At 57.4% G+C, this 21,104-nt stretch carries 18 protein-coding genes; 8 read left to right on the forward strand and 10 right to left on the reverse strand.

Annotation, left to right across the window (positions count from 1 at the left end; all coding sequences use genetic code 11):
• Positions 1-7: 7 nt before the first annotated feature.
• The gene (locus KFJ24_RS02120) at positions 8-841 is read right to left on the reverse strand and encodes a zinc-dependent peptidase (protein ID WP_250829445.1); all 834 of its coding nucleotides are present in this window, start codon (positions 839-841) and stop codon (positions 8-10) included.
• A gap of 65 nt (positions 842-906) precedes the next feature.
• Here KFJ24_RS02120 and KFJ24_RS02125 point away from each other — a divergent pair, with 65 nt between their 5' ends.
• The 4 genes from KFJ24_RS02125 (at position 907) to KFJ24_RS02140 (ending at position 3,332) form a co-directional block, all read left to right on the forward strand.
• Positions 907-1,578 carry an SDR family oxidoreductase gene (locus tag KFJ24_RS02125; protein WP_250829446.1) on the forward strand — a complete coding sequence of 224 codons (672 nt, stop codon included), beginning with the start codon at positions 907-909 and terminating at the stop codon, positions 1,576-1,578.
• A gap of 45 nt (positions 1,579-1,623) precedes the next feature.
• Positions 1,624-2,079 carry a CopD family protein gene (locus tag KFJ24_RS02130; protein ID WP_250829447.1) on the forward strand — a complete coding sequence of 152 codons (456 nt, stop codon included), beginning with the start codon at positions 1,624-1,626 and terminating at the stop codon, positions 2,077-2,079.
• 30 nt (positions 2,080-2,109) lie between these two features.
• Positions 2,110-2,565, forward strand: coding sequence for a MaoC family dehydratase (locus KFJ24_RS02135; protein WP_250829448.1), 456 nt, complete (start codon positions 2,110-2,112; stop codon positions 2,563-2,565).
• 92 nt (positions 2,566-2,657) lie between these two features.
• Positions 2,658-3,332: a spermidine synthase gene (locus tag KFJ24_RS02140; RefSeq protein ID WP_250829449.1), complete on the forward strand. Its 675-nt coding sequence runs from the start codon at positions 2,658-2,660 to the stop codon at positions 3,330-3,332.
• A gap of 6 nt (positions 3,333-3,338) precedes the next feature.
• Here KFJ24_RS02140 and KFJ24_RS02145 read toward each other — a convergent pair whose 3' ends face one another.
• The gene (locus tag KFJ24_RS02145) at positions 3,339-4,193 is read right to left on the reverse strand and encodes a PA4780 family RIO1-like protein kinase (protein WP_250829450.1); all 855 of its coding nucleotides are present in this window, start codon (positions 4,191-4,193) and stop codon (positions 3,339-3,341) included.
• Between the two features lie 105 nt (positions 4,194-4,298).
• Between KFJ24_RS02145 and KFJ24_RS02150 the strand changes: the two genes are divergently transcribed.
• Together KFJ24_RS02150 and KFJ24_RS02155 are read left to right on the forward strand one after the other, a co-directional pair.
• Positions 4,299-5,138: a DUF6544 family protein gene (locus KFJ24_RS02150; RefSeq protein WP_250829451.1), complete on the forward strand. Its 840-nt coding sequence runs from the start codon at positions 4,299-4,301 to the stop codon at positions 5,136-5,138.
• 43 nt (positions 5,139-5,181) lie between these two features.
• Complete coding sequence (locus KFJ24_RS02155) at positions 5,182-6,162, forward strand: M23 family metallopeptidase (protein WP_250829452.1); 981 nt, start codon at positions 5,182-5,184, stop codon at positions 6,160-6,162.
• Here the strand turns inward: KFJ24_RS02155 and KFJ24_RS02160 are convergent.
• From KFJ24_RS02160 to KFJ24_RS02175, 4 genes are all read right to left on the reverse strand, one after another.
• Positions 6,159-6,578, reverse strand: coding sequence for a universal stress protein (locus KFJ24_RS02160; RefSeq protein WP_250829453.1), 420 nt, complete (start codon positions 6,576-6,578; stop codon positions 6,159-6,161). The genes KFJ24_RS02155 and KFJ24_RS02160 overlap by 4 nt on opposite strands.
• Positions 6,579-6,771: 193 nt before the next feature.
• Positions 6,772-8,154 carry a sodium-dependent transporter gene (locus KFJ24_RS02165; RefSeq protein ID WP_250829454.1) on the reverse strand — a complete coding sequence of 461 codons (1,383 nt, stop codon included), beginning with the start codon at positions 8,152-8,154 and terminating at the stop codon, positions 6,772-6,774.
• A 73-nt stretch (positions 8,155-8,227) separates the two neighbouring features.
• A complete protein-coding gene (locus tag KFJ24_RS02170; RefSeq protein ID WP_250829455.1) occupies positions 8,228-9,409 on the reverse strand; it encodes an aromatic amino acid transaminase in 1,182 nt (393 codons plus the stop codon).
• A complete protein-coding gene (locus KFJ24_RS02175; RefSeq protein WP_250829456.1) occupies positions 9,402-12,923 on the reverse strand; it encodes an indolepyruvate ferredoxin oxidoreductase family protein in 3,522 nt (1,173 codons plus the stop codon). The genes KFJ24_RS02170 and KFJ24_RS02175 overlap by 8 nt, the downstream gene beginning before the upstream one ends.
• Before the next feature lie 158 nt (positions 12,924-13,081).
• Between KFJ24_RS02175 and KFJ24_RS02180 the strand changes: the two genes are divergently transcribed.
• Positions 13,082-13,561: an Lrp/AsnC family transcriptional regulator gene (locus tag KFJ24_RS02180; RefSeq protein WP_250829457.1), complete on the forward strand. Its 480-nt coding sequence runs from the start codon at positions 13,082-13,084 to the stop codon at positions 13,559-13,561.
• Between the two features lie 67 nt (positions 13,562-13,628).
• On the opposite strand, the gene KFJ24_RS02185 is transcribed toward KFJ24_RS02180, so the two are convergent.
• From KFJ24_RS02185 to KFJ24_RS02195, 3 genes are all read right to left on the reverse strand, one after another.
• Positions 13,629-13,835, reverse strand: a complete 207-nt coding sequence (locus KFJ24_RS02185; protein WP_036130097.1) for a cold-shock protein — start codon at positions 13,833-13,835, stop codon at positions 13,629-13,631.
• A gap of 212 nt (positions 13,836-14,047) precedes the next feature.
• Complete coding sequence (locus KFJ24_RS02190; protein ID WP_250829458.1) at positions 14,048-17,791, reverse strand: DUF1631 family protein; 3,744 nt, start codon at positions 17,789-17,791, stop codon at positions 14,048-14,050.
• A gap of 156 nt (positions 17,792-17,947) precedes the next feature.
• On the reverse strand, positions 17,948-18,919 hold the full coding sequence (locus KFJ24_RS02195; protein WP_250829459.1) for a ribonuclease Z: 972 nt from the start codon (positions 18,917-18,919) through the stop codon (positions 17,948-17,950).
• Positions 18,920-19,025: 106 nt separating this feature from the next.
• Between KFJ24_RS02195 and KFJ24_RS02200 the strand changes: the two genes are divergently transcribed.
• On the forward strand, positions 19,026-20,108 hold the full coding sequence (locus KFJ24_RS02200) for a mechanosensitive ion channel family protein (RefSeq protein ID WP_250829460.1): 1,083 nt from the start codon (positions 19,026-19,028) through the stop codon (positions 20,106-20,108).
• Here the strand turns inward: KFJ24_RS02200 and KFJ24_RS02205 are convergent.
• On the reverse strand, positions 20,091-20,966 hold the full coding sequence (locus tag KFJ24_RS02205) for a pirin family protein (protein WP_250829461.1): 876 nt from the start codon (positions 20,964-20,966) through the stop codon (positions 20,091-20,093). The genes KFJ24_RS02200 and KFJ24_RS02205 overlap by 18 nt on opposite strands.
• Positions 20,967-21,104 lie beyond the last annotated feature (138 nt).

A 21,104-nucleotide genomic window follows, 5' to 3' on the forward strand; every position in this document is an offset into this window, starting at 1 on the left:
ATTCCGTTCAACGGTTACGGGCTTTGAAATCCAGCGGATCCAGCCGGTAAAACCCTCGTAGTGCCTCATATACACCGGGCTGCTCAGCTTTCAGGTGTCTGGGTTGCTGATAGAAGGCCTCTGTCAGCACCGCGAAAAATTCCGCAGGCTGGGTTGCGCCGTAGGGATCCAGCCAGCTTTTGCGGTGATGCCTCAGGGTGTCCCGAAGGTTCTCGTAGGCTCTGGTCATGGTTTTTTGCCAGTCTCTGGCCTGCTCTCCACTCAGCGGCGGTGCGCCGTCGGCGGTTCCGTCGAGGTAGTCCAGCTGGTGGGCGAATTCGTGGAGAATGACATTATGGGGGCCGTTCGGGTGCATGGCTCCCTCTTCACACTCGGACCATGCCAGCACCACTTGCCCCCGGGTAGAGGCTTCGCCTGCCCGGACCTGCTCGTTGACGCTGACCACCAGGCCGTCGCTTTGGGGCGCCTGAACCCGGTACACATCCGGGTATACCAGGATACTGCGAACCTCGTCATACGAACTGTACGGGCGGGCGAGGATAAGCAGGCAGGCGTGCCCGGCAATGGTGACTCTTACCCGGTCATCCACCTGAAAGCCCGCGCAGCCGTAGAACTCTTTTTCTGAGAGAAAGAGCTGAACGTGCTGCTCCAGCCGCTTTTTCAATTGAGCGGGGAGTTTCTGGTAAAGCGGGACATTGGTTTTCAGCAGCTTGCGCCACGCTTTCGGAAAGGGGTGTCGCAGTTCCCGTTCACGCCGCCAGTTACGGTAGAAAAACAGGTAAAATACGGCCAGTGTGATGAATGTCAGGGCGAAGACGGCAAATACAAAAGGGGACGACATTTCGTATGTGTCCTGTCCAGGTGGGTTTCCCGCCATCTTATCCTATTCATGCTTAAGGAGTTGTGATGTCTGATAAACGAGTTGTTGTAATTACTGGCGCCAATCGGGGAATTGGGCTGGAGCTGACCCGACACTTTGCAAGCGAGGGTTGCGAGGTTATCGGCGTTTGTCGCGAAGCCTCGGCCGAGTTGACGGAAGCGGCTGCGAGCGTGATCGACGGTGTTGATGTAACCACCGATGCCGGCATCCGGAAGCTGACCGAAGGCCTGAAGGGCCGGGAAATCGACTTGCTGATCAACAACGCGGGCCTGTTGCAGGATGAACAGCTCGGGAGCATCGATCTCGATTCCATTCGCACGCAGATGGAAATCAACGCCTACGCACCTTTGCGGGTTGCCGAGGCACTGTACGTCCAGATTCCGTCCGGTGGCAAGATTGCCAACATTACCAGCCGCATGGGGTCGATTGCCGACAACGATTCCGGCGGGCGCTACGGGTACCGGGCTTCCAAGGCCGCGCTGAATGCGTTCGGCAAATCCCTGGCGATGGACCTGAAGCCCCGTGGCATCGCCGTTGCCCAGCTTCACCCGGGGTATGTGCAGACCCGCATGGTGAATTTTGGCGGGCTGATCACACCGGAGGAGTCAGCGAAAGGGCTGGCAGCCCGCATTGAGGCCCTGAACCTGGAGAATACGGGGTCGTTCTGGCATAGCAACGGCGAGCTGTTGCCGTGGTAGAGTGTTGACCGTTCATTTTCACGTTTTGTCCACCGGGAGTGTTTTATGAGTCTGGCGATTGCGCTGCACGTGTTGTCTGCGGTTATCTGGGTTGGCGGTATGTTCTTCGCCTACATGGCCATGCGTCCCGCCGTGGTGGAAGTTGTAGAAGCATCCCAGCGTGGCGTGCTCTGGTGTCAGACTCTGTCCCGGTTTTTCCGGTGGGTCTGGCTGGCGGTTGTGTTGTTGCTGGTGACCGGGTACTGGATGACCTTCAGCATGTTTGGCGGTATGGCCGGGGCTGGCTGGCACATCCACGTGATGCAAACTCTCGGCCTGATCATGATGCTGCTTTTCTTTCATGTGTATTTTGCGCCCTTCCGCCGCCTTAAACAGGCTGTTGCCGAGAAGAACCCAGAGGAAGGTGGCCGCCGGGTGGGGCAGATCCGCAAGCTGGTGGGTATCAACCTGATCATTGGCATTGTGGTGGTTGTGGTCGGCGCAGGCGGGCGCTACCTGTAAGCGATTCGGCCCGAACGACGGAAATTCAGCATGTCCCATATCCGAAAAAAGGCCGCAGCTGGTCTCAAGGTCGGTGATTCGTTCACCATTAGCCGGACATTTTCAGAAGAAGACAGTCTGGCGTTTGGCGAGATCAGCCGTGACCACAACCCGGTGCATTATGACGATCGCTTCGCCGACGCCAAAGACCTGCAGGGAAAGATCTGCCATGGTCTGCTGGTTGGAGGAATGATCACGGAAGTGGGCGGCCAGATTGGCTGGCTGGCCTCGGGGATGAACTTTCGATTCCGACGGCCGGTGTATTTCGGGGATACGATTACCTGTGTGTTTACCCTTTCCGAGTTGGATGACCGCAACCGTGCCAAGGCAGAGGCGGTGTTGTCCAACCAGCATGGTGAGATTGTGATCGAAGCATGGCTGACCGGTGTACTCCCGCTCCCGGCTGAACAAGAGATACTGGCGAGCCTGCTTGATCAACGTTCCTGATTTACCCGGTGTTGTAGTTTCTTCAGTTCCGCTTGCGGGTCGGTTTGCACACGCGCTGTGTCAGCGCATTGATTCACTTTTCTGAGGTTTGTATGGCCCGTTTTGAGTTGCTCGGTACTGCCACTATTCCCGGCAAGGGGTCCCAGCTGCGCCTGCTCCAGCGCAACGACGAGTTTTCCATCAAGATTGCCGGCAGCACCGGCGAGCTGATGAACAGCCGCTTGCATGGCTCCGAGGATGCACTGGCAACGCTGGCTTGCGAGCGGGTCGCGGACCATCCCGCCCCGCGGGTTCTCATCGGTGGCCTGGGCATGGGATTCACATTGGCAGCGGCGCTGGGTGCTCTGGGCGAGACGGCCGAGGTGACGGTTGCGGAGCTGGTGCCGGAAGTGGAGCAGTGGAACCTCGGACCTCTGGGCAGTGCTGCCGGCTATCCGCTGAAGGATGTGAGAGCCCGGGTTCACATCGGGGACGTGGTAGAACTGATCAAGGCCTCGCCGGCCAGCTACGATGCGATTCTGCTGGATATCGACAATGGCCCGGAGGGGCTGACCCGAAAGGAAAATGACTGGTTATACACCGCACCTGGCATTGCCGCGGCGCAGGCAGCCCTGACACCTGACGGCATTCTGGCCTACTGGTCGGCGGGACAGGATCCCGCCTTTACTGAACGGCTGAAACGCGCCGGCTTGTCGGTCGAGCCGGTCACAGTAAGGGCTCACCGCCCCGGTAAAGGCGCGAAGCATGTTATCTGGCTGGCCTGGTAAACAGGCTTAGTCGTCGTCCTCAGCCTGCATGCGTTCCTGCCGTTCCAGCTCTTCCTCTTTGGCGGCGTCTATCACGGCCATCAGCTCGTCAACATCCGCGCTGTGGGTATCGTGTTCGAAGCAGCCTGTCAGCTTGCTGTCCGGGTGCAGGTCGCCGCTTTCGTATAACGCCCAGATTTCCTTGCCGTAGTCGGTAATCAGCAGTTCCGGGGCGTACTTGCCGAAATAGCGGCGCATGTTGTCAACATCCCGCTCGAGCATGCGTTCCGCACTGTTGTTGCCAGCGGCGTTTACGGCCTGGGGCAGGTCGATGATAACGGGGCCTTCGCTATCAACCAGCACGTTGAATTCGGACAGGTCTCCGTGAATCAGTCCGGCGCTCAGCATCCGGACCACCTCTGCGACCACCCTGCCGTGATACTCACGGGCCTGTTCGGGGGTGAGGGTGACATCGCCAAGCCGCGGCGCCGCCTTGCCATCTTCGTCGGCGACCAGTTCCATCAGCAGCACGCCATCCACAAACCCCAGGGGTTCCGGCACACGCACGCCGGCCGCCGCCAGGCGATACAGGGCGTCTACCTCGGCATTGAGCCAGGCATCTTCCTGTTCCTTCTGGCCATACTTGGTCTTCTTGCTCATGGCCCTGGCTCGGCGGCTGTTGCGCACCTTCCGGCCTTCCTGGTATTCCACGGCCTGCTTGAAGCTGCGCTTCTGCGCTTCCTTGAAGACTTTTGCACAGCGCACATGATCACCACAGCGAACGACATACACCTGCGCTTCCTTACCGCTCATCAACTGGTAAAGCACTTCGTCCACCATGCCATCGTCGACAAGGGGTTGTAATCTCTTCGGTACTTTCATAAAACCTTTTCAGTTAACCGTAAATGTGCTGACGGTGCCGTTGATCTGAAGCAAGGCCAGGCGTGGGCTTTAAAGGGAGAATGACTATTATGGAGCATAGCTTACATGAAAACCCTTTTGCTCATCCTGTTGATTACTGTCTTTGGCCTCTTGGCGCTGCTCTGGTTGTGGCGACAGATGGACCGCCGTTCTGATTTGGCTGCCATGCAACAATTGATGGCCGCTCAGCCCGAACGCCCGGCGTGTTTTGATCTGGCCATGGTTGCCGGGCTTCCAGAGCCGGCGCGCCGCTATTTCGCCTACACCATTGAACCGGGAACACCGCTATATACGGTGGCCGACATCGTCATGGATGGCCGGTTTGGCATGGGTGAGAGGGACAAGCCCGGTTACCTCCGGATGGCCGCCAGGCAGGTTCTGGCCCTGCCAAAAGGTTTTGTCTGGCAGATGCGTGCCGGGCGGGGCCTGATGCGTTTGTCCGGCTCGGACAGCCAGCGCTGGACCCGGTTCTGGCTGATGGAGGTTATCCCGGTGGCGCGTATGGGAGGCACACCGGACCACACCCGGTCGGCATTCGGTCGTTACGTGGCGGAAGCGGTATTCTGGACGCCGGCAGCGATGCTGCCAGGGCCGGGCGTTCGCTGGGAACTGGTGGACGTGAACACCGCTAGAGTGACCGTTCGCCACAACAGACTTGAACAGTCGGTCGACGTAACGGTTGCCGAAGACGGCCAACCCACTCAGGTCAGCTTTGCCCGCTGGAGTGACGCCAATCCGGACAAGGTTCACCGACTGCAGCCCTTTGGCGGATTTCTGTCCGAATTCAGAACTTTTGGTGGTTTTCGGTTGCCAACGCACGTGGAAGCCGGCAATTTCTTCGGCACGGAAGATTACTTTCCCTTCTTTATCGCCAGGGTGACGGGTATAACGTTTCCCAAACACTAATCACGACCGGCTCAGCCCGGCCTGTATTAAGGAATCCCGATTAATGTCCTGGATGGTGATTGTCACTCAGGTTCTGCTACCCGTTCTGTTGTTGCTCTGGTTTGCCCTGTTTCCGGCGGCTGGTGTGCTTGCCCTTGGACTCCAGGCGCTCTCGGTCGGGGCGGTTCTTCTGGGGCTGGGGCTCACCGCCTTGTGGGCCATGCCGCCATTTTGGGTACCGTATCTTTACGGCGTGGTGTTCCTGATGATCGCAGCGTGGCACCTTTTGAAAGGCCGCTTCCTGGGCAACGGGCTTTGGCGAGCTACCGCCGGCCCAACGACACTGGTGCTGCTGGCATTCGGGTTAGGCCTGATGGGTGGCTACATGGGCTATCTGGGTTTGCTGGGCAGAGAACTCCCGAAGGTGGAAACCGTGGATATCGCGCCGCCCTTCGGCGCGGGAACCTATCTGGTGGCCCATGGAGGCTCAAATAATCTGGTTAATATCCACCTGCATACCCTGGACGAGTCCGTGGAACGATTCCGGCCCTGGCGAGGCCAGAGCCGTGCTCTCGATATCTTCCGCACGACTCCGTTCGGCCGGCATGTGGATGGCTGGCAACCGGTCGACCCTGCTCGATACGTTACCTTTGGTACGCCCGTGCTCGCCCCCTGCAGCGGGGAAGTCGCCAGGGTTGTGGGTGGCGTGAAGGACATGCAGGTCCCTCAGATGGACCGTGAGCACATGGCAGGCAATTACGTTGCCGTTGATTGCGGCGATTTTTTTGTCGTGTTGGCGCATCTTCGCCAGGGCAGCATTGAGGTTCGGGCCGGTGATCGGCTGGACACAGGTGACAGGCTTGGTGAAATGGGTAATTCCGGAAACAGTTCCGAGCCGCACTTACACGTGCATGCCCAGCGGGGCTTGCCTGAGGGTGCTCCGCTAAGTGGGAAGCCTTTGGCCCTGACCATTAACGGAGACTTCTACGTGCGCAACGACAGGATCATCGCCCCTGACCCCCGCGCGGCGCCGGCTCAGCTCTAACGCACAACAAAGACCGACACGTCGCTGTGTTTGACGATGTTTGCGCCATTGGAATGGAGAATATGCAGTTTGTCTCCGATGCCAGGCGGATGAGAGGCCATGATGACAAGGTCCGCACCCGTGTCTTTGATCGCGTCCAGAAGGCGGTCATCCAGTTCCACAGCGGTATCTGCTGTTGACAGTACTTTGCTGTCGGTATTGATGCCGTGTGATGTGCCCTGTTCTTGCGCGAAGGCGCTGAGCTTGTCGGCCAGCTCTTCCGGGGTGTGTGCCGCAGCAGACGGGGCCGTGTTGGTCACGGTGATGTAGCAGAGCGTGGCGTTATAGTGCTTGGCGATGTCGATCGCGGTATCAAGGGCTTTCGACATTTTTTCCGTGTGTGCCAGATCGACGGGCACGAGAATTTTTCTGTACATAGTGACGCTCCTTATGTCAGGTCGGGCGTTGAATCACGCCATCCATGTCTAAAAGCGTGGCAGTAATCGCCGGATTTTGCCAAAACGAAAGGAATGAAATTGATTGCAGGCAAAAATTGGGGGCTCTTGCCGATAGGGGAAGAGCCTGCTTTCACGCCGCGTTGGCGCCGTGAAAGCAGGGAGGGCCCCCGGGTCAGAGGAGGTTGTACAGGAATACAATGCCGATACCGGCGGGTGTCACGAACCGGAGTACGAACATAAAGGCTTTGAAGCTCCCACCTTTCAGGCCGATTTCGGTAACCAGCCCTTCCCGCCTCATGGCCCAGCCGGCAAACAGGGCGATGGCCAGACCGCCGAGAGGCATCATCAGGTTCGATACCAGGAAGTCGAGCAGGTCGAACACCGTCTTGCCCTCAAAGAAGCTGACAAACCCGAGCGGATGCAGGTCTCCCCAGACGTTGAAAGACAGCACCGTACCAATGCCGATAAACCAGATGGCCAGCCCGCCACCCATGGCACTTTTGACCCGGCTGACGCCTTTGTGTTCCTCCAGCCATTCCACCACCGGTTCCAGCATGGATATGGCGGAGGTGATGGCAGCAACCAACAATAAGGCAAAAAAGAGGGTGCCAAAGACGGCGCCGCCGCTCATTTGTCCGAAGGCCAGAGGCAGGGTTACGAAGATCAGACCAGGGCCGGCGCCGGGTTCCAGGTTGTTGGCGAATACCAGCGGGAAGATTGCCAGGCCGGCCAGGAGGGCAACACCGGTGTCCAGTACGGCAATGGTCATGGCGGTTTTGGCGATGTTCACGCTTTTCGGCAGGTATGAGCCGTAGGCCATCAGAACGCCGATGCCGATACTGAGGGTAAAAGCCGCATGACCAAGGGCGGTGAGCACGCCGGCCGTCGTGAGCTTGCTGAAGTCGGGTGAGAACATGAAGCTGACCGCCCGGCCGAAGCTGCCGCTGGTCATCGCATAGAACACCATGGCGATTAGCAATATGAACAGCAGGGGCATCAGCAGGTTGACGGCTTTCTCAAGGCCGGAGCGGATGCCACGGCTGACAATAAAGACCACAATGCCCATGAATACGGAGTGCCAGAGCAGCAGCTCCCAGGGGTTGGCCAGCAGGTTGCCAAATTGCCCGCCGATGGCTTCGGCATCGGCACCGGTGAACAGGCCAAGTGCCGCCTTGCCTATGTATACGAGGGCCCAGCCACCGATAACTGCGTAGAAAGAGAGCACCAGGAACGAGGCGATAACGCCGTTCCAGCCGATGGCCTGCCAGCCCCTGTTGGTACCCTCGGATTTGGTCAGGCTGCGCATGGTTGCGATGGGGCTCTGGCCACCCCGGCGGCCGATCATGGTTTCGGCGATGAGGACGGGCACGCCTATGAGAAAGATACAGGCCAGGTAAATAAGCACGAAGGCACCACCGCCATTCTCACCGGTGATGTAGGGGAATTTCCAGATATTGCCGAGCCCTACGGCAGAACCGGCGGCGGCCAGGGTGAAGGCCATTTTCGAGGACCAGAGGTTGTTGGCCTGCTGGTGGGGTTGAGCATTTTGACTCATTGGGTTCTCCGAGTAGTTGTTTTTGTCGGATCGTCTTTCAGGGTGTTCTTGGGTGATCTGGTCAACTGGACCGTCACAGGATGTTGCGTATCGCGGTCGCGACCCGCGGAAGGACCCGGTCATTCAGGCCAGCGACATTGACCCGGCTGCTTTCCAGCATGTAGATGCCGTGCTCTTCCCGTAACCGGCGAACCTGCTCCGGGGAAATGCCCAGGAACGAGAACATGCCTCTTTGCCGGGCAATAAAGCGGAAATCGCCGACCGGGGCCAGGGCGTCGGCGAAGGCGTGGCGAAGGTGCAGGATGCGTTCGCACATACCGTTCAGCTCGTCCTGCCACTGGTCGCGTAATCCGTCATCGCCCAGGATGGTCTCCACAATTGCCGCGCCGTGGGCCGGGGGCATGGAGTAGTGGGAGCGAATAACGCTCAGCAACTGGCTGGTAGCCGCCTTGTTGATCGTTTCCGTGGCAGAGATCAGCATCAGGGCGCCAGTGCGCTCCCGGTAAAGGCCAAAGTTCTTGGAACAGGAAGCGGCCACCAGCATTTCCGGCACCTGGCTTGCCAGGTGGCGAAGGCCGGCAGCGTCCTGATCAAGCCCGTCACCCAGTCCCTGATATGCCATGTCCACAAAGGGCAGCAGCCCCTTGCGCTGAATGAGGTTGGTAACGGCCTGCCACTGTTCGAAGGACAGGTCCGCACCGGACGGGTTATGGCAGCATCCGTGAAGCAGTACCACGTCGCCGGTGCTGGCTCCTTCCAGGGCCTCCAGCATGGCGTTGAAGTCCACCTGCAACGTGTCCTGATTCAGATAGGAATATTCGCGAATGGTCAGGCCGGCGCCACCAAGCAGGGGCAGGTGGTTTGCCCAGGTGGGGGTACTGACCCAAACGTTGGTATCCGGCTGGCACAGCCGAAGGAATTCCGCTGCCATGCGCAGGGCGCCACAACCACCTGGCGTCTGGACCACAGAGGTACGGCCATCCCGAATCAGTGTGCTTCCGTTCCCGAGGATCAGACGAGCCATCGCGTCATTGAAGCCTGCGGACCCGGCCGGGCCTACATAACTCTTGGTGGTTTCACCTTCAAGCAGACGTCGTTCTGCTTCGTGCACCGCTGCCATGATCGGGGTATTGCCGGCATCGTCTTTATAAACGCCGATGCCCAGGTCCACCTTGTCCGGACGTGGGTCGTCCCGGAAGGTTTGCATCAGTTGCAGTATCGGGTCCTGGGGCAGGGTCTTGAGGGACTCAAACATGGTTTTCCTCCTTATCACCGGCCTGCTGGGTGCGAATCAGGGTGGGACGACCGGTGTCCAACGCCTTGGTCAGTTGTGACTGCTTCTCCTGAATGGCTTCTGCAGCCTGCTCGCGAACCGGGCCATAGCCGCGGACGTCTGCCGGCAGTTCCGCCAGTTGCAGGAAGGTGTCGTAGTTGCTGGCGTCCAGTTCCCGGGCCATGCGCTCCACCAGCTGCCGGTAGTCTTGCAGCAGGGAGCGGTCCAGCTGGCGGTCAGCGGAGAAACGGAACGGGTCGAGTGCCGAACCCCTAAGGCCACGCAATTTTGCAAGGAACTTGAAAGCGCGGAACATCCAGGGTCCGAACTGGCGTTTTTTCGGCCGGCCCTGGGCATCGGTGCCCCTGTTCATGATGGGGGGTGCCAGGTGGAAGTGGACCTTGAAGTCGCCTTCAAAGGTGTCGTTCACTTCCTTCATGAAGTCGGTTTCCGCGAACAGGCGGGCTACTTCGTATTCGTCCTTGTAGGCCATGAAACGGTAGAGCTGTTGGGCCACGGTGTGGGTTACCAGCAAATTGGTCTGGCCCAGGTTTTCCTCGGCTTTGCGTACCTGGCTGACCAGGTCGGTGTACTGGTTTGCCCAGCTTTTGTTCTGGTAGTTCACGAGGTGCTTGTAGCGCGTGTCGATCAGTTGATCCAGAGACGGCTCCGGTTTCACTTCCACGACCTGCGCCTTGTTGTTATCCAGCAGATCGGTAATCGCCTCCGGTGCAACCGCAGCCACACGGCCCCAGCCAAAGGCTTCCTTGTTGCGCTCAATGGCAACGCCGTTCAGTTCAATCGCCTTCATCAGTGCCGCCTGTGACAGCGGGAGTAGCCCTTTCTGCCAGGCGAAGCCCAGCATCATGATGTTGGAGAACACGGTGTCCCCCAGCAGTTTGTCGGCAATGCCGTTGGCGTCCAGCCGGGAGAAGTGGTCGTCTCCTACTGCGTCACGAATCAGGTCCAGACGTTTGTCCGCCTGCATGTCTGCATCCCGGAACAGCACGTAATCGGCGGTGGGCAGTTCTGCCTCGTTGGCCACCACTCGGGTGTGGTTCGGGCGCAGTACGCTCAGAGCTTTCTGGGAAGAGGCTACCACCAGGTCACAGGCGATGACGGCGTCGGCCTGGCCGTTGCTGATGCGAACCTGATGCAGCTTGTCCGGGGAAGGTGCCATTCGTACATAGCTCAGCACGGTACCGCCTTTTTGGGCAAAGCCCATAAAGTCCAGCACCGAGGCGCCGCGGGATTCCAGGTGTGCCGCCATGGTGATGAGCTGGCCTACGGTGACCACGCCGGTGCCGCCAACACCGCCGACCAGAAGGTCGTAAGAGCCGGTCATTGCGGGCAGGTCGGGCTCGGGAATGTCTGCCAGTTTGCGGGTCAGCACGGAGCCGGTGTCCATGCCGCGAGATTTGCGCAACTGGCCGCCTTCAATAGTGACGAAACTGGGGCAGAAACCATTAACGCAGGAGAAGTCCTTGTTGCAGGAGGACTGGTCAATCTTGCGCTTGCGCCCCAGTTCCGTATTGCGCGGCACCACCGACAGGCAGTTGGACTGGACGGAGCAGTCACCACAGCCTTCGCAGACATGGTGGTTGATAAAGGCCCGCTTTGCCGGGTCCGGGAACTGCTTGCGCTTGCGGCGACGCCGTTTCTCAGCGGCGCAGGTCTGGTCATAGATCAGCACGGTGCAGCCGGGAATTTCCCTTAGCTCTCGCTGCACATGGTCCAGTTCGCTACGATCGTGGAAGGTGACGTCCTTCGGGAACTGATCTTCATGACCCTGATACTTCTCCGGTTCATCGCTAAGCACCACTACCCGGCGGACGCCTTCGGACGTCACCTGTTGAGCGATCATGGGCACGGTAATCTGTCCATCCACAGGTTGGCCACCAGTCATGGCAACCGCATCGTTGAACAGGATCTTGTAGGTAATATTGATGCCGGCGGCTACCGCCTGGCGGATGGCCATGGAACCTGAGTGGAAGTAGGTGCCTTCGCCCAGGTTCTGGAATACGTGAGGGTTACCGGTATACCGGCTCTTGCCGATCCAGTTCACACCTTCGCCGCCCATCTGGATCAGGGATTCGGTGTTACGGCCCATCCAGGACGCCATGAAGTGGCAGCCGATGCCGGCCAGTGCCTTACTGCCTTCCGGTACCTTGGTGGAGGTATTGTGGGGGCAACCGGAGCAAAAATACGGCAGGCGTCGGACCCCACCCGGATCCTGCGCCGTGGTCATGGTGTTCATGACCGCCAGTTGTTCGCTGAAATCCACGGCAAAGAAACGGCCCAGTCGGGCCGCCAGGAAGCCGGCAACCAGTTTCGGGCTGAGTTCACCCACATAGGGAATCAGCGGTCGGCCCAGTTCGTCCTGTTTGCCGGTAATCAGAACTTCACCGGGACGATCCGGTTCGGACATGTATTCCTTGATCTGGCTCTCGATGATGCCCCGCTTCTCCTCAATGACCAGAACTTCTTCCTTGCCATGAACAAAGTTGAGAATGCCGTGGCGCTCCAGAGGCCAGACCATGCCGATCTTATAGATATCGAGGCCCATTTTCCGGGCGCGGTCTTCGTCGATACCCAGCAGGTCCAGGGCTTCCAGCAAGTCCAGATGGCCTTTGCCCGTGGTGACAATGCCGAAGCGCGCTTCCGTGTTGTTGTACAGGCAGCGGTCGATGGGATTGGCCCGCGCAAATGCCTGCACTGCGGCGAGTTTGTGTTCTATCCGGGTCTCCAGCTGGGGCCCGGGCAGGTCTGGCCAGCGGTAGTGCAGGCCGCCCTCGGGTGAGGTGAAGTCGTCCGGGGTAACAAACTCCGGAAGGGCCGGCAGATCCACTGAAGCGGCGCTTTCCACCGTCTCCGATATGGCCTTGAATCCTACCCAGCAGCCGCTGTAACGGGACAGCGCATAGCCCCACAGGCCGAACTCAAGGTATTCAGCGATGTTGGCCGGGTTGATTGTGGGCATGAAAAAGCTCATGAACGCCACATCGGACTGGTGAGGCATGGAGGAGGATACGCACCCGTGGTCATCACCGGCGACCACCAGCACCCCGCCGTGAGGCGAGCTGCCGTAAGTGGTGCCGTGTTTGAGGGCATCACCGGCCCGGTCAACGCCGGGACCTTTGCCGTACCAGAGGCCGAACACCCCATCCACCTGACGGTCATCATCGGTTTCCACTTGCTGGGTGCCCAGCATGATGGTTGCGGCCAGGTCTTCGTTAATCGCCGGTACGAAATCGATGCTGTTGTCGTCCAGCAGCGTTTTGGCCTGCCACAGTGCCTGGTCGTAGGCCCCGAGAGGGGAGCCCCGGTAGCCGCTGACCATGCCGGCGGTGTTCAGGCCCTGCTTACGATCAAGAGCAGCTTGCATCAGCGGTATGCGGACCAGGGCCTGTGTTCCGGTCAGAAATACCCGGCCTGAGTCCCGCAAATAGCGGTCTTCAAGCTTGTAATTGTCGAGTTGTGGGGTATCGGCGGACATGGCGCCCTCCTTATTTGTCGATTTTATGACCAAAAGTTTAGACGGAAGTCCGCAAAAGGTGCTTTCTTATTGGATGACCGTTGGCAGAGTTTGCGAAAGAGGTTTTGATAAATGACAATATAAAGAAAGAAGCTTTGAATAAAATCGGGTGTTACCAAATGAAACAGGTGGAACTGGATAAGCTGGATCGGCGTATCCTTGCGGCCCTGCAGCAGGATGGGCGTATCAGTAATCAGTTGCTGGCGGAACAGGTCGGATTATCGCCGGCTGCTTGCTGGCGGCGGGTGAGAACCCTTGAGGAAACCGGGGTCATTCAGGGGTACAGTGCGCGCGTGGACCCACAGCTTATGGGGCAGGGGTTGTGTGTGCTGGTCAATCTTTCACTTCAGAGGCACAACATTGATAGCACGGCCGAGATTGAGCAGCAGGTCAGCAGCTACCCTGAGGTGCTTCAGTGCTTTGCTGTCACCGGAACTGCGGACTTCGTACTGAGGGTTATCGTGCCGGATATGGCCAGCTACGATCGCTTCCTGAACGAAAAGATATTTACCTTGAAGGGGATTTCCCAGGTGAACTCGAATTTTGCCTTGCGGGAGATAAAGAACACCGAGACCATACCGGTGGAAGGATTGGAGTGAGGCAGCAGGCATAAAAAAAGGCAGCCGAAGCTGCCTTTTTTGCGGTTATTGCTTAATCCGTTAAGGATTAAAGAGCAACAACGTTCTCCGCCTGAGGACCTTTCTGGCCCTGAGTCACGGTGAACTCGACTTCTTGGCCTTCGGCCAGAGTCTTGAAACCACCGCCTTGAATGGCGCTGTAGTGAACAAATACGTCCGGGCCGCCTTCACGAGTGATGAAACCAAAACCTTTTGCTTCGTTGAAGAACTTAACGTTGCCGGTAACTGTAGACATAATATAACTTTCCTGAAATCAATCTGTAATGTGCCGTCAGGCTATCGTCGTGATAACTGATCAGCGGTATGCGGGAAACAAAAAACTTGCGGGATCAAAAACAGGACGTGCTACTAGTTACAACTCGGAGGCGTCTTATTCATGAAATGCTTTGCTAATCTTTCCAACGAGAGTCACTTTACGCGAGAAACCTGAAAACGCAAAGCAATTTTTTATACGCAGAAACCCGTGTAGGCGGTTTTTTCGTTTTTGAGGCTGTCCAGCCGTCTCGGCTTTGCGATCCCGTAACCCTGGGCGAAGTCCACCTGTATCTCCCGAAGGCTTTCAATGATCTCCAGGTTTTCGACGTATTCGGCGATCGTTTTCAGGTCCAGAAAATGACAGAGTTCATTGATGGAGCGGACCATGGCGTAGTTTGTCAGGTTCGTGGCCATGTCACGGACAAACGTACCGTCGATCTTCACATAGTCTACCGGCAATTTCTGAAGGTAGGCATAGGACGACATTCCGGTACCAAAATCATCCAGTGCGAACCGGCATTCCAGTCGTTGCATCTCTCGCATGAAGTCTGCGGCGTAGTGGAGGTTGGATACCGCTGAGGTTTCGGTGACCTCAAAACATATTCTGGGTGTATGGCTGCGGTTCTGCCTGAGAATGGATTCAAGCTTTAGCATGAAGGTGTCGTCGCTCAACGAGCAACCAGAAAGGTTCACGTTGAGGGTGTCGATACCTGCGAGGGTTTCGCGGTTGTCATTCATCCAGCCGAGCACCTCTTCCACCACCCAGAGGTCCACCAGAGTGCTTCGCCGGAATTTTTCCGCAGCCTCGATGTAATTCTGGGGCGATACTTCGTTGCCAGAGGCGTTTCTCATCCCCAGCAGGAGTTCGTAGGATTTGCCGGTGCCGGGTGAGTCATGCAAGGGAACGATAGGCTGAGCCCGAAGGTAGAGGCTGCCGTCGCGTATGCTGCGGTCGATCTCGGACACCCACTGAGGCGTTGCCGGCCTGGATTCATCTGGTGTTTCCCTGAGCAGTTCCGTGCGATTGCCGCCCAGGCGCTTGACCGATTTCAGCGAAAGGCTGGAACGGTTCAGCAGGTCACCGGCGGAGCCTGCATTAATGGTTATCGGGTAGACACATGAGCTGATGGTGACGCTGAATTCCGCATCGCCATGACTGAAGGTCTGCTCTTCAAAATCCCGACGCAGTATTTCGGCGAAATCGAGGCATTCCTCAATGGATGTATTGCCCAGCAGTATGGCGAATTCATTGCCGCTGATTCGGCCAAGATACGTTTCAGACTCCCGGTGCTCGACATGCCTCTGGATCAACTGACCGGTGGCTTTAAGCAGGGCATCGCCGGCCTGTGCGCCGTAGGAGGCGTTTATAACGCTGAACTCGTCGATGTCGAGCACGATAAGTGCCCCAGCGCTGTTGTCCGGGTTTTCGGTCAAGAGGCCGGCGAGATGTTTCTCGAAATCATGGCGATACATGCAACCGGTCAGGGCGTCGTGAGTCGCCTGAAAGTTCAGTCGTTGGTAGACGTTCTGAACGATATTGAACAGGCTCTGGTCCACGAAAGGAACTTCCCCTTCATCCACGATCCACGCTTCGCCGGTTGCGAGTTTCTGGACAAACTCAGAAAACTCATAGCTGATTTCGCTCATTCCCTTCGGCGACAGGAAAACGAACCGCAAGACATCTTCACCGCCCCAAACCATTCGTATGCGGCGTCTTTCTCCACTATCAAGAGCAAGCTCCACCCAGTCACCAGCGCCAAGCGACCGGGCTCTTTGTGCCCAACGGTTTTCTTCGGGTTCACTCGGGGGTGTCTGTTGATCTGGTTCTTCGCCGTAGTGGTCTACCATTACGGTACGGGCTTTCTTTTGGTGCCGGATCTGATCGGTGAGCTCTGCCATGACCGACTGGAAGCGGGCGATGTCGCCGACACTTCGCAGTTCCCGGTCTATGAATTTCAGCACAGTGCCACTTTCCAGCTCCCGTTCAAAAGCTCGCTCCTCATGATGTCCTCCCGGTGAAAGCCACTCCTGGAGCAGAATCACGACCTCCATAAGTTCTTCATGGTGAGGGCTCTCTGGCCCTTCGCGCAGCAGTGCAAGGACCATGAGCTGCTCCCAGCCGGATTCGAGCAAATCCATGAGTACGACAGGGACTTCTTTGCCGGCGAGCAGAGTATTCAGCTGTTGCTGAACCTGCTTTCGGGTATTTTTCAGGCGTTCCTTGCCTTCCAGTGCCTTGGCCAGCCGCTCGGAATTTCTGAGGAACGACTGATCCTGACGTTCAACCAGTTTTTTGAGTTTATGGTTGAGGTCCTTAAGCCGATCCGGGTCCTCTGTCTCAGACTGAACCAGTTCTCCAATGATTGCGGAAACGGTGGATTCGAGACTCTTGGTTGAAATCCTGTCGGCGAAACTGAGTTTCATCAGGTTATTGACGATTTCCCGGGCGGGATGATCTTTCTCATTAAGAAATCCCGGAGTATTGAGCAGCTCTTCAAAGACCGGGAGGCGGAGCTGTTCAAGTTCGTTCCGCAGGGCATCAGACAGTCCGTTTTGACCTTTAAGCGGCGCAAAGAGCTGGTCGACCAGGTTGGCCTTCTCCAGGGTTTGCTGATCAAGAGAGCTGCCCAGGTCTGGATCGTTATCGGCCAGCTCACGAATGGCACGGCTGATTTCCGGTTGATCGGTCCGCAGCTTATCAAGCAGATCTGCTCGTTTGGGTTTCAGGTTTTCGCAGAACTGAGGGCTGGATTTGTGCCAGCCTCCCGGACTGGCGTCGGGACTGTGCTGCAATCCCATCAATCGGAAAATCGACTGGTCAGGTGTCTTCTGGGGATCTGTTTCGGCTTCCCCTACAGTGTCGGTGTCGTCCCCGGAGAGCGGGTGTTCATCAGCGGCAGTATCATCCTTCTGAAGGTCTTCGGACGAGGCTTCCTCACGGAGTGACCAGTTTGCTGGAAGATCACTGTAATTGAGCGTTCTGAGCCCAGCCCTGGTGCATTCATGGATCAACGATTGCGTGGCGGTTGGCCAGATCTCATTCAGAGCAATTTCGAACGCATGGTAAATGGTTTGTCGGTGTTCCCGGCTGATACCCAACCGGTCTACGGCATATTGCAGGCAGACGCATAACGATCGGGGAGACAGGGGGTTATTCGAATCGCTGACATCCCGCCTGAAAATCCGGTTGAGCAGCTGATTCAGGGCAAACAGGGTATTGGAGTGGTTTTCGGCGAGCCTGGAGGCGACTATTTGAAGCCCCAGCCAGTCTTCGAACACATGCTGCTGAAGAAGATGTAACTCGTTGCTTTTGTCGCTGCGGCCGGGTTCAGTCGTCAGGTCTGCGCTGGTGGCGGAAAAGCGGGCTTCGAAATCCTGAAAGATCTGGGATTGCCGGCTGTTGAAGATAAAGCGCATGTCCTTCAGGCGGGTAATTTCGCGGACTTCTGCAGCGTTGTCCAGATCCTTTTCAATGCCGTCTCTGGCGTTTTCTACAAACTCAGCAAGCAGACTTTCGAGCAGACAAATGCTGTGTTGCCGGTAGAGTCGCCCTAACGACTCGATGGCTGCACCGTTGCCGAGCAATTGCGTTTGCCTCGAGCCATGCTCTAGCGTCTGAAGTGCGTCTGAGACCGGTTGTTCCGATTGGGTTCGGAAGGTCAAGCCCTGCTCCTTTTCCCATCTTGCCTTGCCTTTGAGGTGAAGGTGCTGCTCTTCGGAGTCTGTGAGCCTGCATATGTGCAACTCAGTCTGATGGGAGTGGCCGTCTGCGAGTTGATGACTTATGGAAGGGGATGTCAGCTCTCCGAGGGAAAGAATAACCTGATTGTTCAGCATACTAACATCGGAAACGATACAGCCGCAGGGAGGCGTGCCCTGAGCCACGAGGATAACATCCATTGTGAGTTTGGCGTTCCGGGACTGATCTGAACTCATCTACTGCCTTCCTTTGCAGCCAAAACAGAATCTTTTTGCTATGGAAGCACCTTCACTCTAGAGAGGGATTGACTTTTTCGCAAAGTGAATCTACCGACGCGATATTGTAAATTACGTGGTTAGGCCCGGGATGGGGCGTCTCAATCAGTCATCAATTCAGGACGATTCTCTGGCAACCAGGTTCATTTCCCTGTCCAGTCGATAGCTGTCGAAATCTCTGGCGAGGTAAAGGTTGCCCCGGTAAATCCCCCTCGCTTCCGACTCCACCTCACCAATGTGCGGATAGGCATTGGGGTTGAACTGGTAGCGGGAGCTGAAATGTGTGAGTACCAGGTTTGGCAGTTTCACTGATTGAGCAAAGCGCGCTACCTGCGCCGCCGAACTGTGTTGGGGCCAGGTGCCGACACGGTCTGCGACTTCCTGGGTATAGGTCGCTTCATGTATCAGCACCTGGGCATCCTTGCAGGTTTCCTGCAGCAGCTCCGGTGTGTCGTTGTCGCCGCCAACCACTATTTTTCGGGGCGAGCGGGTGATGGTTGTGTAGTCATCGCTGCGTAACAGGGTTCCGCTTTCAAGGACCGCATCCAGTCCCTGTTGCAGTTTTCCCCATGCCGGCCCTGCTTCAATACCGTCAGCGAGTAGTTTTTCCTTGAGGAGCTGGCGCTCCAGGTTTGTCTCCGTAAACGCAAATGCCCTGCACGACACCCTGTGAGAAAGGGCCGTTGCGGTCACCTGACACGCGCCGTCCTCCCAGGCGAAGTCGCTGGCCTCGGAATCGATAAATTTCAGTTCGTAGCTCAGGCTGGAGTCTGTGTTGCCGAGTGCAGCCTCGACGAAGGAGCGAACCGGTCTTGGTGCGATCAGGAACAGCGGCTCGCTGCGGCCGAGCATGGACGCACTGGTCAAGAGGCCGGGTAGCCCGAAGGTATGGTCCCCGTGAACATGGGTAATAAAGATTGCCTGTAACTGCATTACGGAATATCGGGTCTTCAAGAGCTGCTGCTGGGTGCCTTCACCGCAGTCGATCAGGTACCAGTGTTTCGGTTTGCCATGCTGCAGGGCCAGGCCGGTGACATTCCTGGCCCTGGTGGGCGTGCCCGCGGATGTGCCCAGAAAGGTGAATTCCATAACGCCTCTTTTGTCTCAATTGTGCCGTTTCCAGTTTTATCATATCTTGCGCCTCGGAAATGCCTGCTATCTTAAGGCAGAGTGAAACCGGTGAGTGGAGCAGGACATGTGGGAATCGATTGAGGCAGGGTTGCGAGCGTGGCTGGTTCCGGGCCTGTCTGCGCTGCTTTCCGTGGGAATTACCTACCTTGTTTTTCGCCTTGCGCTTGGCGCGGTTCGGCGGTTGACCCGTCGCAAAGCCATCCCCCGCCTGTTTCTGGATGCTGCGGATCGGGCCCTGGGGGTATTCGTCTGCCTGCTGGTGCTCAACGGGGTGCTGGAAGCCGCGCCATCCGATCTGCCGTTTCTGGCGGAGCTTCAGCACACCGCGACCCTGTTTCTGATTCTGTCCGTGACCTGGGCGATGGTGCGTTGTACGTCGGCAATCGGAAAGGTGGTTGTCACCCTCAACCCGGTTCTGGAGGGGGAGTGGAAGCGCGCCCGAACAGTGGAAACCCAGACCCATTTTCTCGTTCGCGGGCTGAATATTCTGATCGTGATACTGGGCCTCGGTGCTGCACTGATGACTTTTGATTCAGTGCGTCATGTGGGAGGCAGTCTGCTTGCTTCGGCGGGTGTCGGTGGCATTATTCTGGGCTTTGCAGCGAGGCCGGTGCTGGGAAGTCTTCTCGCAGGGATGCAGATTGCGCTCACTCAGCCATTCCGGATTGACGATGTGCTTTATGTGCAGGGTGAATGGTGCTGGGTCGAGGAGGTCACGGCGACTTATGTGGTGCTGCGGGTCTGGGATCTGCGTCGTTTGATTGTGCCGTTGCAGTGGTTCATCGAGAATCCGTTCCAGAACTGGTCCAGAAACAATGCGGACCTGCTGGGTACGGTGTTTATCCGGCTGGATTACGCCATGCCGATGAATCCTTTGAGAGAGGAGTTTGCGCGACTTCTTCGACAGTCATCGCAATGGGATGGCAAGACCGAAACCGTGCAGGTGACGGAGTCTGACGACCGCACCATCCAGGTCCGCTTTCTGATGAGTGCTCCCGATTCCAGTAAGGCATGGGATCTCCGGTGTGCGGTAAGAGAAGGCTTGATCAGCTTCCTGCAAGAGCATTATCCGGACTACCTGCCACGGATTCGCGCACGCCTGGTGGATGGGGAAGAGGTCGAAGAGCTGTCAGCGCCGCCAAGGTGATGGCGGCCCTTGTAACCGGTCTCCCTGCCATTCGGGGATGTCGCCGAACCGAAGGCTCTGGTTCTCCCAGTCCTGTTCGGCTTCGACTATCTCCTCTTTGCAATAACCCACGTAGTTCCACCAGATGACCACATCCTTACCCAACGGCTGGCCGCCGATAAGCAACATACGGGTTTCCGGATCACAGGCAACGGTCAGCTTTTCCAGGCCATTGCCGATATAAGCCAGTTCGTCGGTCTCAAAGCGCTCACCGTTAATCTCGCAGGCCCCGGTGAGGGGCAGAATGCCGTATTCAAAATCAGGTTCCAGGACCAGCTCAATGGTCAGGGACATCTGGCAGTCGATATCGAGCCCTACTAGCGCTGAATATTGCAGGGTGTCGGCTTGCCGGGACTCGTACTGTCCGGTGAGCAGGGTCCAGGTTGCCCCCTGATTCTGCCAGCAGGGAAGAGACGGGTAATGATCAAAGCGCGGTGGTACGTTGCGATCCCCTTCCGGAAGGGCAATCCAAAGTTGCGCGGCATGCAGGGTCCGGTCGCCGAACAGGGATTCCTCCGTGTGGCTGACTCCGCGTCCGGCGGTCATCAGGTTAACCTCGCCCGGCCGAATGGGCTGTGCCGTACCGAGGCTGTCCCGGTGCAGCAGTTCGCCCTGGATCATCCAGGTAAAGGTTTGCAGTCCAATGTGCGGGTGGGGGGCAACTCGCAGTCCCTGGCTTGCTTCATCATCGAACGTTATGGGGCCAATGTGATCCATAAAACACCAGGCGCCTATTTGACGGAGGCCCCGGGTAGGGAGGTTGCGTGCGACAGGAATACCACCCACTTCTCCGGTTCGTGCCTGAAAGCGCTGTGTCATGATTCTGGTCTCTCTCCGTGGACCTTCAGCATGGTCTCGACGGAACCAAACGGCAAGTCTGTTGATGGTCCGGCTGAAATCGCCTTATAGTTCCTGAATGAAAGAGACACCGCCAATCCCGGTAACCGAATTTACCGA

The sequence above is a fragment of the Marinobacter sediminum genome, assembly GCF_023657445.1.
Classification (GTDB): Bacteria; Pseudomonadota; Gammaproteobacteria; order Pseudomonadales; family Oleiphilaceae; genus Marinobacter; species Marinobacter sediminum_A.

Coding starts and splice junctions, on each gene's coding strand:
- KFJ24_RS02120 (WP_250829445.1), bottom strand. CDS start 841: ATGTCGTCCCCTTTTGTATTTGCCGTCTTCGCCCTGACATTCATCACA.
- KFJ24_RS02125 (WP_250829446.1), top strand. CDS start 907: ATGTCTGATAAACGAGTTGTTGTAATTACTGGCGCCAATCGGGGAATT.
- KFJ24_RS02130 (WP_250829447.1), top strand. CDS start 1,624: ATGAGTCTGGCGATTGCGCTGCACGTGTTGTCTGCGGTTATCTGGGTT.
- KFJ24_RS02135 (WP_250829448.1), top strand. CDS start 2,110: ATGTCCCATATCCGAAAAAAGGCCGCAGCTGGTCTCAAGGTCGGTGAT.
- KFJ24_RS02140 (WP_250829449.1), top strand. CDS start 2,658: ATGGCCCGTTTTGAGTTGCTCGGTACTGCCACTATTCCCGGCAAGGGG.
- KFJ24_RS02145 (WP_250829450.1), bottom strand. CDS start 4,193: ATGAAAGTACCGAAGAGATTACAACCCCTTGTCGACGATGGCATGGTG.
- KFJ24_RS02150 (WP_250829451.1), top strand. CDS start 4,299: ATGAAAACCCTTTTGCTCATCCTGTTGATTACTGTCTTTGGCCTCTTG.
- KFJ24_RS02155 (WP_250829452.1), top strand. CDS start 5,182: ATGTCCTGGATGGTGATTGTCACTCAGGTTCTGCTACCCGTTCTGTTG.
- KFJ24_RS02160 (WP_250829453.1), bottom strand. CDS start 6,578: ATGTACAGAAAAATTCTCGTGCCCGTCGATCTGGCACACACGGAAAAA.
- KFJ24_RS02165 (WP_250829454.1), bottom strand. CDS start 8,154: ATGAGTCAAAATGCTCAACCCCACCAGCAGGCCAACAACCTCTGGTCC.
- KFJ24_RS02170 (WP_250829455.1), bottom strand. CDS start 9,409: ATGTTTGAGTCCCTCAAGACCCTGCCCCAGGACCCGATACTGCAACTG.
- KFJ24_RS02175 (WP_250829456.1), bottom strand. CDS start 12,923: ATGTCCGCCGATACCCCACAACTCGACAATTACAAGCTTGAAGACCGC.
- KFJ24_RS02180 (WP_250829457.1), top strand. CDS start 13,082: ATGAAACAGGTGGAACTGGATAAGCTGGATCGGCGTATCCTTGCGGCC.
- KFJ24_RS02185 (WP_036130097.1), bottom strand. CDS start 13,835: ATGTCTACAGTTACCGGCAACGTTAAGTTCTTCAACGAAGCAAAAGGT.
- KFJ24_RS02190 (WP_250829458.1), bottom strand. CDS start 17,791: ATGAGTTCAGATCAGTCCCGGAACGCCAAACTCACAATGGATGTTATC.
- KFJ24_RS02195 (WP_250829459.1), bottom strand. CDS start 18,919: ATGGAATTCACCTTTCTGGGCACATCCGCGGGCACGCCCACCAGGGCC.
- KFJ24_RS02200 (WP_250829460.1), top strand. CDS start 19,026: ATGTGGGAATCGATTGAGGCAGGGTTGCGAGCGTGGCTGGTTCCGGGC.
- KFJ24_RS02205 (WP_250829461.1), bottom strand. CDS start 20,966: ATGACACAGCGCTTTCAGGCACGAACCGGAGAAGTGGGTGGTATTCCT.